We start from the raw sequence: 15,143 nt of genomic DNA on the forward strand, positions 1-15,143 counted from the left end.
TCCTTTTTATTAAGCTTTCATGATTTTGATTGTATCATCCTCAAGTACCGCCTTGAAGGCTTTAACCTCAGGGTGGTCAAAGATAGAATCTGCAATGGCATCTTCCAATTTTTCTTGGATTACTCTGCGCAATGGACGGGCACCGAATGCTGGATTATATCCTAATTCAGCCAATTTGGCTTTTACTTCATCTGTCACTTCAAGTGTTAATCCTTCCTCTTTGAGCATTCCCTCAAGCTCATCAAGCATAAGATCGACGATTTGAAGTAAGTCTTCTTTACTTAAGGACTCGAACTGAATGATATTGTCGAGCCTGTTTAAGAACTCAGGTTTAAAGTATTGGCTAAGCTGCTGCAGAATGTTGACTTCCTCCTGTACGGAATCTGCTTCAAATCCTACCTTATTCACTTTATCCATCACGCCGGCATTGCTGGTCATGATGATTACAGTATCTTTAAAGTTAACCGTATGTCCTTGACTGTCTGTTAAACGGCCATCCTCAAGGATTTGCAGGAACATATGCATTACATCTGGATGAGCTTTTTCAATTTCATCTAAAAGGATGATGCTATATGGTTTACGACGTACCTTTTCCGTTAATTGACCGGCTTCTTCGTGTCCGACATAGCCTGGAGGAGAACCAATCAATTTAGACACGCTGTGTTTTTCCATATATTCACTCATATCGAGACGAATCATTGAATCTTTTGTTCCGAAGAGTTCCTCTGCCAACGCTTTGGAAAGCTCAGTTTTCCCTACGCCAGTTGGTCCTACGAATAAGAAGGAGCCGATTGGTCTGTTCTTTGCTTTCAAGCCTGCACGGCTGCGGCGAACGGCTTTTGCCACTTTCTCGACGGCTTCTTTTTGACCAATAACCTTCTTTTTAAGCTCGGCTTCAAGATTGTTCATGCGCTTGGCTTCATCCTCTTGAAGCTTGCCGACTGGGATACCGGTCTTCTCCTCGATAATACTTTGGATATGATCGACGGTAACGACGGGTTTTTCTTCAGTCCCATCTTGGAGCATTTTTTCTAATTTTTCTTCTTCATCACGAAGTTTAGCTGCTTGTTCATAAGCTTCATTTCGAAGTGCTTCTTCTTTTTCTTTGTGAATTTCAGCCAAACGTTTTTGAGCGGTTTCTTCCTCGACACCCTCGATAGTCAAGTTCAATCTTGAGCCTGCTTCATCCATCAAATCAATGGCCTTATCTGGAAGGAAACGGTCCTGGATATAACGATGGGAAAGCTCTACCGCTGCCACGAGGGCATCGTTCTTGTATTCCACATGATGATAGGATTCATACCGTTCCTTTAATCCTTTGAGAATGCGAAGCGCTTCATCGGTAGTAGGCTCATCAACCTGCACTGGCTGGAAACGACGCTCTAATGCTCCGTCTTTCTCGATTTGACGATACTCATTCAATGTTGTCGCACCGACAAGCTGCATTTCACCGCGGGCCAATGCCGGTTTCAGGATATTTCCTGCATCCATGGATCCTTCGGCTGACCCAGCTCCGACAAGCTGGTGAATTTCATCAATGAATAAGATGATGTTCTTTCGTGCTTGAAGCTCGGAAATCAGCTGTTTCATTCTCTCTTCAAATTGTCCGCGGATTCCTGTGTTGGAGACGAGTGAGGCAACATCCAATAAATAAACTTCCTTCGTTTTCAATTTTGCCGGCACATGACCCTCTGCAATCTTCAGTGCCAATCCTTCGGCAATGGCTGTTTTACCTACACCAGGCTCACCAATTAGTACTGGGTTATTTTTCGTACGTCTATTTAAGATCTCAATGACACGCTTTACTTCTTTATCACGGCCAATGACTGGGTCAATGAGACCTGCTTTAGCATTCTGTGTCAGATTACGGCCATATTGGTCAAGCAATCCCCCTCCTCTGCCGCCTTGAACGGTTTGAGGCGGTTCTTGTGCTCGCTGTTCCTGACCAGGCATTTGAAAGCCGCCTTGATTGAAATCATTTGAAAATGGGTTGAAGGAAAATGGATTCATTGCATTCATATTTAATCCATTCATCTTTGTTCCTAGCTTTTGTCGTTCTTCTTTATAGCAAGAAGAGCACAAATGGTGATTTTCCTGATGACCATTAATACGGAGCTGCATTTGAACAGTTGCTTGATTTTTTTGGCATTTTTCACATAACATATGTGACTCCTCCTCCATTACGTTTCATTTTATTCATTTCGTCTTTTGGTTTAGTGAAAGGTCTAAGTTTGTCTGATTAATACCGAGTTTGACTTTGACTATATTTGACCTTTGACTTCATTATACTCTGACCTTCTTTGACTTTCAAGTATTTTGTCTTGTTTTTCTTCTTCTAACATTCATCTGAAAAAAAACCCTGCAAGGAATGTACCTTGCAGGGCTTTTCATGCTCATGCCATTAATTCGTTACAGCTTCTTTTGATTGTTGATTTCGGATAGTCGCCTGTGCCGCTGCCAGTCTCGCAAGCGGTACACGGTATGGTGAGCAGCTCACATAATCAAGCCCTGTCCTATAGCAGAAATCAATGGAAAGCTTCTCTCCTCCGTGTTCACCGCAAATACCGGTTTTCAGCTCCGGTTTTGCCTTTCTTCCTAATTGGATACCTAGTTCTACCAATTTGCCAACCCCGTTTTGATCAAGAACCGCAAATGGGTTATCAGGCAATACCTTTTCTTCTATATAAGTCTGCAGGAATTTCCCCTCGGCATCGTCACGGCTGTAGCCAAAGGTCGTCTGTGTTAAATCATTTGTACCGAATGAGAAGAAATCTGCTTCCTCCGCAATTTCATCCGCTGTTAAAGCTGCACGCGGAATCTCAATCATGGTTCCAACCGTATAAGTGAATGTAAGACCTGTTTCCTTTTCAACCTCCTGGGCCGTATCAATGACAAGCTGTCTCATTTGTCTAAGCTCATTCACATGTCCGACAAGCGGAATCATGATTTCTGGTTGTACAGGGAGTCCCTTCTTCATGATGGAAGCAACGGCATAGAATATGGCTTTTGCTTGCATACCATAGATTTCAGGATGAATCATTCCTAAACGGCAGCCCCTATGACCAAGCATTGGATTAAACTCATCCAATTGGCGGACTTTCTTTAATAATGCTTCTTTCTCTGCTAATTCTGAGCTGTCAGGTTCTAAGATTTGCAGCTTTGTCACATCGACCAGCAATTCTTCCTTGTCTGGCAGGAACTCATGCAGAGGAGGATCAAGCAGACGAATCGTCACCGGATTTCCCTCCATTGCCTCGAATATCCCTTCAAAATCCTCCTGTTGCATCGGAAGGAGATGGCTCAGAGCTTCCTCCCGTTCAGGCAAAGTTTCTGCCAAGATCATGCTTTGAACAAAAGGAACCCTTTTTGCATCCATGAACATATGCTCCGTCCGGCAAAGACCGATTCCGCCTGCTCCGAACTCAAGTGCCTTTCTTGCATCTTCTGGATTATCAGCATTGGCTCTGACACCAAGGTCTCTCAATTCATCAGCCCATTTTAATAAGGTCTTAAATTCCTCGGAGAGTTCAGGCTCAATCATTGGAATTTCACCAAGCATGATTTCCCCAGTTGAACCGTCTATCGTAATTATCTCTCTATGTTTAACGACTACTTCGCCAACCTTGAACTGCTTCTCTTTCAAATCAATCTTCAATGCATCACAGCCGCAAATGCAGGCTTTTCCCATCCCACGGGCAACAACAGCTGCATGGCTCGTCATCCCGCCCCTGCTAGTAACAATCGCCTGGGATGCGACTATTCCGTGAATATCATCTGGTGTTGTTTCCGGACGGACGAGAATGACCTTCACTCCCTCTGAAGCCAACAGTTCTGCTTCATCTGCATCAAAGACAACCTGACCAGTAGCCGCACCAGGAGAAGCTGGAAGACCTTTAGCCAGCTGCTTTCGCACGTGGGTATCATCTATGCGGCGGTGAAGCAGCTGATCAAGCTGTTCGGGATCGACACGCAAAAGAGCGGTCTCTTTATCGATGATTCCTTCTTGTTCCATTTCAACCGCGATGCGGATGGCTGCTTGTGCAGTCCGCTTCCCATTTCTTGTCTGCAAAATGAATAAGTTCCCGCGTTCAACCGTAAATTCAATATCCTGCATGTCCAAATAATGACTCTCCAGCTTCTTACATGTATCAGTGAATTGCTGGAACACTGCCGGCATATCCTTTTCCAACGCCTGAATGGGTTCAGGTGTCCGTATTCCTGCCACGACATCCTCGCCTTGGGCATTGATTAAATATTCTCCATATAAGATATGCTCACCTGTAGAAGGGTTTCGTGTGAAGGCAACACCTGTGCCGGAATCTTCGCCCATGTTTCCAAAAACCATACTTTGAATATTAACAGCAGTCCCCAAATGATCAGGAATCTTGTTTAAACGTCTATACACTTTCGCCCGCTGATTATTCCAAGAATCGAATACAGCATTAACAGCCAGGAATAATTGCTGTTCGGGATCTTCCGGGAAGGCCTGCTTCGTATGCTTTTGCACGATTTTTTTGTAGCCTTCAATGATTCCCATCCAATCCTCTGCTGTCATTTCAGGATCATGCTTATAGCCTTTCTCTTCTCGTGTTTCCTCCAAATATTGTTCAAAATAAAAAGTATCAACGCCTAAAACAACATCAGAGAACATTTGAATGAAGCGGCGGTATGAATCATAAGCAAAGCGGGGATTATTCGTCAGCTTGGCCATCCCGACGACCGTTTCCGCATTCATGCCCAAATTCAAAATAGTGTCCATCATTCCCGGCATGGAAAAAACAGCCCCAGAACGAACGGATACAAGGAGCGGGTTCGCTGGATCGCCTAATTTCTTGCCTGTCATGCTCTCTAATTCAGAGAGAGCCTTTAAGATTTGTGTCTTAACCTCAGAAGAAATCGTTTTATCATTTTCATAATAGGAGTTACAAGCCTCCGTGCTGATGGTGAACCCGAACGGTACGGGTAATCCAATGTTCGTCATTTCTGCCAGGTTGGCACCCTTGCCTCCAAGCAATTCCTTCATAGTGCTGTTTCCTTCATTGAATAGATAGACGAATTTGGTCATTATTTGTAACTCCTTTCACTTTTTAAAATATCAAGTATGACACTGGCTGTTTCTTCAACAGCTTTATTAGACACATTAATAACAGGGCAGCCGACCCTTTTCATTATTTTCTCGGCATAATCCAGCTCCTCTAGAATTCTCTCATAGCTCGCATAACTGGCCTGAGAGGTAAGCCCTAAAGATTTAAGCCGCTCTTTCCGAATGGCATTGAGCTTGTCCGGCGTGATAATAAGCCCGAAGCATTTACTCTTTTTGATCTTAAATAGTTCCTCCGGCGGAGTTACCTCAGGTACAAGCGGAACATTGGCTACCTTGTATCTTTTATGGGCTAGATACATGGAAAGAGGTGTCTTTGAGGTTCTTGATACACCAATTAATACAATATCGGCATTCAATACACCTCTCGGGTCTCTTCCATCATCATATTTAACGGCAAATTCAACCGCTTCAACCTTGCGGAAGTAGTCATCATCAAGCTGTCTCATCAAGCCTGAGCGATGGGTTGCCTCCTTATGAAATTTCTCTTCAAAAGCATTCATTAATGGGTATAGCAAATCAACTGCCCGGATATTCTCCAAGGCTGCCCGGCGGTCCAGATATTCCTTTAAGGACGGGATAACAATCGTATAAGCAATTATTGATTTCTGCTGTCTTGCCATGTTAATGATCTCATCAATATCCTCTTCGCTTTGAACGAATGAGTTTCTTCTGATATCCACATGACCCCCATTGAATTGCGTTGAAACCGCCTTTACCACAAATTCTGCTGTTTCTCCAACGGAATCAGAGACAACATAAACGACTTCTCTTTTCTCCAAATTTATGTTCATCTCCTTTCTAGCTTAATAACATATTCTATGTATGAAGCTTGTCAATTTAAAGGGATAAACGCACAAATAAACGTCTCTCCCTCATAATTGTGCCATACTATTTGAATTTAGTATATAACATTCGCACTTTAGTTGCCTAATATTTTGCGCAAGATTAATTATTTGTAAAAATCAAACTTTTGTCAGACAACTCTTTCCAGCCATAGTAAAATAGAAATACAGGAATTTTATGACAATGGAGAGATTATGATGAACCGAAAAACAAACCGATTGCTTGTTCTATCCTTTGATTGTTTGTCAGCTCTGGATTATCCCTATTTATGCCATCTTCCTCATTTCAAGGACATACTGGACAGGGGATCTATCGCTCCAAAGGTACAAACCATCTATCCTTCTTTAACTTATCCGTGCCATACAACCATTGTGACAGGCAGATATCCAAAGAATCATGAAATTATCAATAATACGCTCATTCAGCCCGGTCGCCATTCTCCTGATTGGAATTGGTACCGTAAGAAAGTGAGCGGCACGACCCTTTACGATGAAGCGCGAAAGGCAAACATGAAAACAGCTGCGCTGCTTTGGCCAGTAACAGGCCGGGCCGGTATCGATTATAATTTACCTGAGATATTTCCAAATCGTTGGTGGCAAAACCAGCTGCTTGTCTCTTTGTTCAGCGGAACTCCCGCCTATCAATGGGAGCTGAATAAACGGTTTGGTCAGATACGAAATGGACTGAATCAGCCTGAGCTGGATGATTTCGTACTCGCTTCAGCCGTCCATACAATTGAAACATACGAGCCTGCCTTGATGATGGTTCACTTCACTGATTTAGACTCTATGCGGCATTATCATGGCTTTTCCTCAGCGGAAGCAATAGATGCGATTAAACGACTCGATATCAAGCTAGGCAAGATAATGGATGCCTTAAAGCGGAAGAGTCTTTTTGAGGAAACAACCATTATTGTCCTTGGCGATCATAGCGCACTAGATGAAAACAAAGCGATTCATATGAATGTACTTCTGAGGGAAAATGGCTGGCTTTACGTGAATAAACGCGGCCAGATTACAAAGTGGAAGGTATACGGCAAATCATGTGACGGCTCAGCATATATTTATATGAATGACAAGAATGACAAAGCCTTATATGACCACGTTAAAGCCTTTCTTTATTCATTGCAGCAAAATCCGGCAAATGGGATTGAAGAAGTGCTAACCGGAAAGGAGGCGGAGGCAATGGGTGCTGACCCTAATTGTGCCTTTATGCTGGAGGCAAGTCGCGGCTTCTATTTTCTCGATGATGCCACCGGAGATTTCCTCAATCCGATTCATCAGCATGATCAGCAAAAGAAGCATACATTGGCTACCCATGGCTATTCGCCAAAAAAGGATCACTACCATACTATTTTTATGGCAGCAGGAAAAGGAATCAAGCAAGGTGTTACAGTTTCTTCCATGAATTTAGTTGACATCGGTCCTACCCTTGCCGCCTTACTTGGCTTAACTCTTGGCAAAACCGACGGACATGTCATACAAGCGCTTTTAACCAATGATTAAGGGAGTGAATCTGATGAAGAAATTAACGAAGCGGGAGAAAAGCTGGGCGATGTATGACTGGGCCAATTCCGCCTATTCGATTGTTGTCGTGACAGCTATCTTTCCGCTCTATTTTAAAGCCTCTGCATCAGAGGCTGGTCTGGCCGCCTCCTCTTCAACTGCTTATTGGGGATATGCCAATTCCATTGCCACTCTCCTTGTCTCTATTCTCGCTCCATTGCTTGGAACCATCGCTGATTTCAAAGGCTTCAAGAAACGCTTTTTTACATTCTTCTTTCTATTAGGTATTCTCTTTACGATGCTTCTGGCATTCGTACCATTTGACCAGTGGATTTTCTTATTGATTTGCTTTGTCTTAACGGCCATTGGCTTTGCTGGAGCCAACATCTTTTATGATGCCTTTTTAGTGGATGTTACGTCAGAGGAGCGGATGAGCCGAACATCTGCATATGGGTATGCAACCGGCTATATCGGGAGTACGATTCCTTTTATTATTGGTATTGGACTCATTATGTCTGCGCAAATGGAGTTGATTCCTCTTTCGTTGACCGTTGCCATGCAGGCAGCTTTCTTCATAACTGCCTTGTGGTGGGGATTGTTTACGATACCTTTTCTTAAAAACATCGAGCAGGTCTATTATATTGACCCAGTGCCAAGCCCTGTCCGAACGAGTTTCAAACGCCTGTACTTGACGTTTAAAAATATTCAATCATATAAAAGCTTGTTTTTATTTCTGCTTGCCTATTTCTTCTACATAGACGGAGTCCATACCATCTTAACGATGTCCACAGCCTATGGATCAGATATGGGGTTAAGCTCAACCACCCTTCTGATTGTCCTGTTTGTCACCCAGGTTGTGGCCGCGCCTTTTTCAATTCTTTATGGCTGGCTGGCAGGAAAATACAATGAGAAAATAATGATTTTATTCGGCATTATCATCTATACATTCATCTGCATCTATGCCTTCTTTATGGACTCAGCCTTGGATTTCTGGATCTTAGCCTTACTTGTCGGCACATCACAGGGTGGCATACAGGCGCTTAGCCGCTCCTATTTTGCCAAACTAGTACCGAAGGAATCCTCCAATGAGTTTTTTGGCTTCTACAATATTTTCGGGAAGTTTGCCGCTATTACTGGTCCATTCCTAATGGGTGTGACGACACAATTGACCGGTCAAACGAATATGGGTGTATTCAGTCTCATTATCCTCTTTGTCATTGGGGCTGCCATTCTTATTAAAGTGCCTGCCCATCAGCCGAAAACACCAGCGGTACCTGAGGCGGACGTTCCTCCCGGGCATTAGATAACATGGAATAACAGCAGCCGCTTTCCTCTGAAAGCGGCTTTAGACTGTGGACAAAATCAGATTAGGATTGGGTCTACAGAACAAGCATAGAATAATGTCGATGACTATTGGAGACTAAAAAATGTTATGCAAGCGATGCAAAATTGCTGTCATGAACTGAGTGTTCTCCTGCAAATGAAAACCCAGCCAATCAATAAAAAAAGCCATTTCAGTAAAATGAAATGGCTCAAGCTTTTATGATAAATCTATCTCCAAAGAAATAGGGCAATGGTCGCTTCCCATGATATCAGAATGAATTCTTGCTTCTGTAATCTTGTCAGCAATGGAGCTTTGCACGATGAAGTAGTCAATTCTCCATCCAATATTGCGTTCACGAACACGGCTCATGTATGACCACCACGTATAATGGTCCGTCAACTCTGGATACAGATGGCGGAAAGAATCCACAAAGCCTGCCTCAAGCAGCTCCGTCATCTTTTGTCTTTCTTCATCCGTAAATCCTGAATTTCCACGATTGGATTTCGCATTCTTCAAATCAATTTCCGAATGTGCGACGTTTAAATCACCCGTTAGGATAACCGGCTTCTTCTCACCTAATCCCAGTAAATACTCCTTCAAGAGCTTCTCCCAGGTAAGGCGGTAGCCAAGTCTTGCTAAGTCACGCTGTGAATTTGGCACATAGACATTCACCAGGTAATAGTCTTTAAATTCGACCGTAATGGCTCTGCCCTCTACATCATATTCATCCCTTCCAATGCCGTACGAGACAGATATTGGCTCTTCCTTTGTGAAGACAGCCGTACCGGAATACCCTTTCTTCACGGCATAATTCCAATATTGATGATACCCTTCAAGCTCAAGGGCAATCTGTCCCTCCTGCAACTTTGTTTCCTGAACACAGAATACGTCTGCATCAAGGGTTTCGAAAACATCTAAAAATCCTTTCCCCACACACGCTCTTAAACCATTCACGTTCCATGATACTAATTTCATCTATCTCTTAATCCCCCTATAATTTCTCTCTTCTGTTCATAACACGACATGATTCATTATACCAGACAAGACTAATTTAGCGCTTTCTGGATACCTTAGTCATTAAAAGGAGGGATGAATAAATGGGAAGAAAAACGAAAATCATGGTCCCTGAATCAAGAGAGGCACTTGACCGGCTAAAAGCAAAAATTGCCCATACAGATGATCCTAATCAAGCAAAATATGAAGTGGCAAAAGAAAAAAACATCCCGCTGTCACATGGCTACAACGGGAAGATTACGGCTGAAAATGCTGGCAGGATTGGAGGCGCCTTAGGAGGCGGAATGGTGAAGGAATTAACGAGAATGGCAATGGAGCAGTTGAAATCTAATTCGGCGCATCCTAAATCATAGGCTTCTCACATATTCCCGTACCATATTATTCATGTTCATAGCAAGCAGCAAATAATTTTCAGCAAGAACCTTTTCACGGTATCCCTTTCCATCTGTATCCTTGATGATGGATAATTGGATGGCTCGTCCACAATTATACGAGTCATCCGCCTCCTTCAATTTCTTATGGGCAAGCTCTATTTCACCTGCATTGGCTGCGGCAAATGCTTCTATGGCTGTACTGCTGCAGTCTTCCCCGCATAAGTACAAGGCTTTGATCAATTTTTCTTCTCCTTGCATAGCGAATCCCCCTCATCATTCATTACTAACATGTATGATGAAAGAGCCCATATTAGAAGCAAACCTGTCTATTTTAATTGATTTTTCCGTTCAAAATACCGTTCTTCGGCACGTTTATACAATTTGATTTCCTGATCTGTTTCTGGAATGACAGCTGGTACAGGTGATGGTCTCCCATCTTCATCGACTGCAATCATCGTTAAATAGGCTTCTGAGGTGAGTCTGCGCTCTCCTGTCATCAAATTCTCTCCTTCCACCCTCACATAAACGACCATTGATGTTTTATGAGCCCATGTGACAAAAGCCTCAAGATTAATGGCTTCTCCTGACTTAATGGGAGCATGAAAATCAAGCGAATCTCCTGATGCCGTTACAACGGGCTTCCGGCAATGTCTCATCGCCGCAATACCGGCTATTTTATCGACATAAGCCATTACCTTACCACCAAACACGGTCCCATAATGATTCGTGTCAGCAGGCAGGATCAAATCAGTTAAATACGTTAAAGAATCTTTCACTTTCTTAGCTTCATTATGCATAAAGTTCTAGTCTCCTGTTTGATAATATCTTCCTCTTTAATTTACTATATTTTCATGGAGACTTCCATTTAGTTCAATCCGATCATTACGTATATTTGTAAACGAAGGGGATATTTCATGTACAAACAAGTAGTATGTTTCTTGAGAAGGAAGGACGAAATCTTGATGCTGAACAGGGATTATGCACCTGTGCAAGGGCTTTGGAACGGGGTTGCAGGGAAAAGGAGGGAAAACGAACTACCACTTGATTGTGCGATTAGAGAAGTTGAAGAGGAAACAGGAATTGTTTTATCAGCAAATGAAATTGCATTTAAGGGTATCGTCACATGGAATTCAGACAAGGAGGTTCATGGAGGGCTATATGTTTATTTAGCAGAAATGCCGAATGACTTTACCTATGAAACGCCGAGAAAGACATCAGAAGGGATTCTCGATTGGAAAAAGATCTCTTGGCTGTTAAACTCTGATAACTTAGGGACGGGAGAAATGATTCCTCACTATTTACCTAATCTGCTAGATCATTCAAAGCCGCTAAAGCATATCTGTACGATTCGTCAAAGAAAATTAACAGACTATGAATATACATGCCTTGATGAGCACGAATAGGCCGAGAGTACATAGTACTCTCCCGGCTTTGTCGTGCAAATCTATTATTATTTACACATGGACACGAAATATTTCAGTAATCTCTCCATACTGAAATCATGCTCACTCAGTTCCTCTGGATGGAATTGAGTGCCGATAATCGGCTCAGCTTTTCCTTCAAATGCCTCAATTAAGCCATCCTCCGCTTTAGCTGCGCATCGCAACCCACCGCCAAGTTCTTTCACTCCTTGGTGATGGAAGCTGTTTACCTCTGCTTTATCTTTTTTCAAAATATCATAGAAACGGGTATCCTTTTCGACGGTTACTTCATGGACGGTCACAGGCCGTTCAACATCTGTTAAGTGATCGAGATTACGAATTGGATCCTCTTCATCAAGATGCTGGTGTAAGGTGCCGCCCAAAGCCACATTGATTAAATGGGATCCTCGGCAAATGCCAAAGAGAGGCTTTTTATGCTTCCTTGCCTCCTTAATGATGGCAAAGTCTGACTCATCGAGCCGCTCATCTGTCACGCCAAGATCTTCACTCGGCTCCTCCCCGTAAAACTTCGGATGAATATCGATACCGCCCGTCAATAAGACACCATCGACCATGGAAATCCAGGTCTTGGCCAGTTCCTCATTCCCTAGTGGAAAGATAATTGGGATTCCTCCGGCCTTTTTCACAGCCTCTGAATACTGTAAATAAATGATGGTGCTTTCAATTCCTTCTATTTCATATAAATTACTGGTTAATCCGATTATAGGTTTATCTTTCATCAATATTACCTCCTAATAATCGGATATTCCCCCTTTTTTGGTGAAATAATCTTCCTATGAAAAAAGATTCATAAAAAGGCATCTGCCTTCCTATGAATCTTTTTCAGACTATATAGTCATATACATTAATGAATATTCTTCTTCTCGAAATTGCCGCCCATCACATCCGTTACATTTTCAATAGCAATAAAGGCATTTTCATCAATATCATTAACAATATCCTTCAGTTTCGTTAACTCTAATCTTGTCAGTACACAGTAAATCATTTGAGTATCCTCATGCAAATATCCGCCTTTTGCATAAATAAAGGTCGTGGACCTGCCAAGACGATCCTGAATGGCCTGAGATATCTCTTCAAATTCCTTCGAGATAATGGTAACGGAACGAGATTCGTTCAAGCCCTCCACAACAATATCCATTAACTTTGCGGCTATATAATAGGTAAACATAGAATACATGGCAGAATCCCAGCCATACACAAATCCCGCAATTAGGAAGATAAAGAAGTTAATAAACATAATGATCTGTCCGACTGGCAGACGCAATTTCTTTGAGACAAGAATGGCAACAATCTCGGTTCCATCCAGTGATCCCCCGGCACGGATAACAATCCCGACGCCAAGACCTAATATTAAGCCCCCAAATAGAACAGCGAGGATTTTCTCATCTGTAAAAGGTTCCGCATGGTGGAAAAGAGCCGTACTCACAGAAAGCACGAGGATTCCATATGCGGTAGAAAAGGCAAATGTTTTTCCGATTTGCTTATACCCTAAAAATAAGAACGGCAGGTTAATCACAAAGATGAAAATACCAAGCTGAACCTTCGTCAATTCAGAGAGGATAATGGATATACCGGTTATCCCGCCATCAACGACGCTATTTGGAACGAGGAAATATTCAAGCGATACCGCCATAAGAACGGCACCGAATGTTATGAACAGGAATCTTAATAACAGCCTCCACAGTGGAGCCCTTTTGTGTTTTTTGGACAAGGTTCTCCCTCTTTTCTAAATAATATAAATAGATTTCTTTCTACTTCTTTTCAGCGGTTTGATAAACCGCTAACTTTCTCAGCACTCTGTAAATAACCCTTAGTTCATCATCATCAAGCAAGCTGGCATATTTCAGCAGGACCTCTTTCGAATGAATTTTGCCCTTTTTCAAGACTTCCTCACCTTCATCAGTTAATCTCACCAATACTGAACGGCGATCCTTCTCATCTTGAACTCTCGAAACAAGATCATTCTGTACAAGCCTCTCAAGCATCACTGTAATGGCACTTGATTTCACATCCAATTCTTCGGCTAAATTCTTCACATTAGTCACTTTTTCCTTTTGAATCTTACTTAGGAGGTGAAATTGCGAGCCTGTAATCCCCAGCTCCCTTAATTCATTCAGCTCAGATATCAAACCTTTTATAACCGGTATAAGCCATTCTTCCATTTGATTCAGGATAACCTCTTGATTATTCAAGCCATTGACCCTCGCATTCATGAAATTTTTCCCAAAGGATAAATATATTTTATCATATAATAATCAATAATGTTAATAATTAAACTATTTAATGAATTGGCGAAAAGACAGGGAAGAAAAGCTAAGCTTTCTTCCCTAGTGTACTTATTAGATTGCGTGTGACTTAGAAGCCGCCCCAATTTCAATCACCCAGTTGAATGGGTCTTCAACTTTACCAGTTTGAATGCCAGTCAAAGTATCATACAGCTTTTGAGAAACTTCTCCTATCCGGCCTCCGTTAATCTCAAGCAGCTCGCCTTCCCATAACAGTTCGCCAATCGGAGAAACGACCGCAGCTGTGCCTGTTCCAAAGGCTTCCTCCAGCAAGCCGTCATGATGGGCCTGAATCAGCTCTTCCATGGAAACTTTTTTCTCTATGACAGGCATGCCCCAATGCTTCAAAAGCTGGATAATAGAATTACGCGTCACCCCGTCAAGAATGCTGCCATTTAATTCAGGAGTCACTATCTCGCCATTGATCTTGAAGAATACATTCATACTGCCGACTTCCTCAATGTATTTCTTCTCTATCCCATCAAGCCAAAGAACTTGAGAGCAGCCAAGCTCTTCAGCGACTTCCTGCGCCTTCAACGAGGCAGAATAGTTGCCGCCTGTCTTCGCCATACCTGTTCCGCCTTTAACGGAGCGGACATATTCCTTTTCAACGCCGATTCGCACTGGATTTATGCCGTCCTTATAATAAGCACCAACCGGAGAAAGAATAATCATGAAGCGGTAATGCTTTGATGGGGATACCCCTAAATAAGTCTCTGTTGATATAATAAAAGGACGTATGTACAGGGATGTGCCTTCAGCATCTGGAACCCAATCCCTGTCAACCTCAATCAATGTCTGAAGCGCTTCAAGCATAAAGGACTCATCAATAGATGGGATACACAGACGATCATTTGATTTATTCATCCGCTCAAAATTCTTCTCCGGTCTGAACAAAAGAATTCGTCCATTCTTTGTCCGATATGCTTTCAACCCTTCAAAGACAGTTTGGCCATAATGAAAGGTCATGCAGGAAGGATCAAGCGTGATGGGTTGATATGGGATGATGCGCGGATCATGCCAGCCACCTAGTTCTTCATCATAATCCATAATAAACATGTGATCCGTGAAGATTCTTCCGAACCCTAGTGCCTCTGGATTAGGTTTTTGTTTTTTTGTTCTTGCATGAATGATTGAGATTTGCGTATCCATATGATGTCTCCTTCAAATTGTCAGAATAGTTAATAAAAATAATTGTACTCCTGAATTCCCTGCTCCGCAAGCCCTAAAGACATGAAAAAGGTCTTTTTTA

14 protein-coding genes are annotated in these 15,143 nt (G+C 42.5%); 4 read left to right on the forward strand and 10 right to left on the reverse strand.

All coding sequences use genetic code 11. From position 1 onward, the window contains the following. Positions 1-9 precede the first annotated feature (9 nt). The 3 genes from ACY8DX_RS11425 to ACY8DX_RS11435 form a co-directional block, all read right to left on the reverse strand. On the reverse strand, positions 10-2,163 hold the full coding sequence (locus ACY8DX_RS11425; RefSeq protein ID WP_462405177.1) for an ATP-dependent Clp protease ATP-binding subunit: 2,154 nt from the start codon (positions 2,161-2,163) through the stop codon (positions 10-12). Between the two features lie 238 nt (positions 2,164-2,401). Continuing rightward, entirely contained in the window at positions 2,402-5,065 is a 2,664-nt protein-coding gene (ppdK, locus tag ACY8DX_RS11430; protein ID WP_462405178.1) for a pyruvate, phosphate dikinase, read from the reverse strand. Then, complete coding sequence (locus ACY8DX_RS11435; RefSeq protein ID WP_049670811.1) at positions 5,065-5,883, reverse strand: pyruvate, water dikinase regulatory protein; 819 nt, start codon at positions 5,881-5,883, stop codon at positions 5,065-5,067. The genes ppdK and ACY8DX_RS11435 overlap by 1 nt, the downstream gene beginning before the upstream one ends. A gap of 261 nt (positions 5,884-6,144) precedes the next feature. Between ACY8DX_RS11435 and ACY8DX_RS11440 the strand changes: the two genes are divergently transcribed. Together ACY8DX_RS11440 and ACY8DX_RS11445 are read left to right on the forward strand one after the other, a co-directional pair. Next, positions 6,145-7,452 carry an alkaline phosphatase family protein gene (locus ACY8DX_RS11440; RefSeq protein ID WP_462406931.1) on the forward strand — a complete coding sequence of 436 codons (1,308 nt, stop codon included), beginning with the start codon at positions 6,145-6,147 and terminating at the stop codon, positions 7,450-7,452. A gap of 13 nt (positions 7,453-7,465) precedes the next feature. Beyond that, positions 7,466-8,755, forward strand: a complete 1,290-nt coding sequence (locus ACY8DX_RS11445) for an MFS transporter (protein ID WP_462405179.1) — start codon at positions 7,466-7,468, stop codon at positions 8,753-8,755. A gap of 237 nt (positions 8,756-8,992) precedes the next feature. On the opposite strand, the gene ACY8DX_RS11450 is transcribed toward ACY8DX_RS11445, so the two are convergent. Next, the gene (locus ACY8DX_RS11450) at positions 8,993-9,751 is read right to left on the reverse strand and encodes an exodeoxyribonuclease III (protein WP_462405180.1); all 759 of its coding nucleotides are present in this window, start codon (positions 9,749-9,751) and stop codon (positions 8,993-8,995) included. A gap of 122 nt (positions 9,752-9,873) precedes the next feature. Between ACY8DX_RS11450 and ACY8DX_RS11455 the strand changes: the two genes are divergently transcribed. Further along, positions 9,874-10,143 (forward strand): small, acid-soluble spore protein, alpha/beta type, encoded by a 270-nt coding sequence (locus tag ACY8DX_RS11455; RefSeq protein ID WP_462405181.1) that lies wholly within the window; start codon positions 9,874-9,876, stop codon positions 10,141-10,143. On the opposite strand, the gene ACY8DX_RS11460 is transcribed toward ACY8DX_RS11455, so the two are convergent. Both ACY8DX_RS11460 and ACY8DX_RS11465 read right to left on the reverse strand, forming a co-directional pair. After that, positions 10,138-10,422 (reverse strand): PTS lactose/cellobiose transporter subunit IIA, encoded by a 285-nt coding sequence (locus ACY8DX_RS11460; RefSeq protein WP_049670806.1) that lies wholly within the window; start codon positions 10,420-10,422, stop codon positions 10,138-10,140. The genes ACY8DX_RS11455 and ACY8DX_RS11460 overlap by 6 nt on opposite strands. A gap of 68 nt (positions 10,423-10,490) precedes the next feature. Continuing rightward, positions 10,491-10,961, reverse strand: a complete 471-nt coding sequence (locus ACY8DX_RS11465; RefSeq protein WP_049670805.1) for an acyl-CoA thioesterase — start codon at positions 10,959-10,961, stop codon at positions 10,491-10,493. Between the two features lie 117 nt (positions 10,962-11,078). Between ACY8DX_RS11465 and ACY8DX_RS11470 the strand changes: the two genes are divergently transcribed. Further along, positions 11,079-11,567, forward strand: a complete 489-nt coding sequence (locus ACY8DX_RS11470) for an NUDIX hydrolase (RefSeq protein WP_462405182.1) — start codon at positions 11,079-11,081, stop codon at positions 11,565-11,567. 47 nt (positions 11,568-11,614) lie between these two features. On the opposite strand, the gene ACY8DX_RS11475 is transcribed toward ACY8DX_RS11470, so the two are convergent. The 4 genes from ACY8DX_RS11475 to ACY8DX_RS11490 all read right to left on the reverse strand — a co-directional run bounded on the left by ACY8DX_RS11475 (position 11,615) and on the right by ACY8DX_RS11490 (position 15,043). After that, positions 11,615-12,325, reverse strand: coding sequence for a gamma-glutamyl-gamma-aminobutyrate hydrolase family protein (locus ACY8DX_RS11475; protein WP_049670803.1), 711 nt, complete (start codon positions 12,323-12,325; stop codon positions 11,615-11,617). 125 nt (positions 12,326-12,450) lie between these two features. Beyond that, on the reverse strand, positions 12,451-13,317 hold the full coding sequence (locus ACY8DX_RS11480) for a YitT family protein (protein WP_049670802.1): 867 nt from the start codon (positions 13,315-13,317) through the stop codon (positions 12,451-12,453). A gap of 40 nt (positions 13,318-13,357) precedes the next feature. Next, on the reverse strand, positions 13,358-13,819 hold the full coding sequence (locus tag ACY8DX_RS11485; RefSeq protein WP_049670801.1) for a MarR family winged helix-turn-helix transcriptional regulator: 462 nt from the start codon (positions 13,817-13,819) through the stop codon (positions 13,358-13,360). 126 nt (positions 13,820-13,945) lie between these two features. Next, on the reverse strand, positions 13,946-15,043 hold the full coding sequence (locus ACY8DX_RS11490) for a branched-chain amino acid aminotransferase (protein ID WP_049670800.1): 1,098 nt from the start codon (positions 15,041-15,043) through the stop codon (positions 13,946-13,948). Between the last annotated feature and the right edge of the window lie 100 nt (positions 15,044-15,143).

Source organism: Gracilibacillus sp. Marseille-QA3620, from assembly GCF_054950035.1.

What these genes read in the sequence shown, in the direction of transcription:
- ACY8DX_RS11425 (WP_462405177.1), bottom strand. Translation starts at nt 2,163, where the DNA reads ATGTTATGTGAAAAATGCCAAAAAAATCAAGCAACTGTTCAAATGCAG.
- ppdK (WP_462405178.1), bottom strand. Translation starts at nt 5,065, where the DNA reads ATGACCAAATTCGTCTATCTATTCAATGAAGGAAACAGCACTATGAAG.
- ACY8DX_RS11440 (WP_462406931.1), top strand. Translation starts at nt 6,145, where the DNA reads ATGAACCGAAAAACAAACCGATTGCTTGTTCTATCCTTTGATTGTTTG.
- ACY8DX_RS11445 (WP_462405179.1), top strand. Translation starts at nt 7,466, where the DNA reads ATGAAGAAATTAACGAAGCGGGAGAAAAGCTGGGCGATGTATGACTGG.
- ACY8DX_RS11450 (WP_462405180.1), bottom strand. Translation starts at nt 9,751, where the DNA reads ATGAAATTAGTATCATGGAACGTGAATGGTTTAAGAGCGTGTGTGGGG.
- ACY8DX_RS11455 (WP_462405181.1), top strand. Translation starts at nt 9,874, where the DNA reads ATGGGAAGAAAAACGAAAATCATGGTCCCTGAATCAAGAGAGGCACTT.
- ACY8DX_RS11460 (WP_049670806.1), bottom strand. Translation starts at nt 10,422, where the DNA reads ATGCAAGGAGAAGAAAAATTGATCAAAGCCTTGTACTTATGCGGGGAA.
- ACY8DX_RS11465 (WP_049670805.1), bottom strand. Translation starts at nt 10,961, where the DNA reads ATGCATAATGAAGCTAAGAAAGTGAAAGATTCTTTAACGTATTTAACT.
- ACY8DX_RS11470 (WP_462405182.1), top strand. Translation starts at nt 11,079, where the DNA reads ATGTACAAACAAGTAGTATGTTTCTTGAGAAGGAAGGACGAAATCTTG.
- ACY8DX_RS11475 (WP_049670803.1), bottom strand. Translation starts at nt 12,325, where the DNA reads ATGAAAGATAAACCTATAATCGGATTAACCAGTAATTTATATGAAATA.
- ACY8DX_RS11485 (WP_049670801.1), bottom strand. Translation starts at nt 13,819, where the DNA reads ATGAATGCGAGGGTCAATGGCTTGAATAATCAAGAGGTTATCCTGAAT.
- ACY8DX_RS11490 (WP_049670800.1), bottom strand. Translation starts at nt 15,043, where the DNA reads ATGGATACGCAAATCTCAATCATTCATGCAAGAACAAAAAAACAAAAA.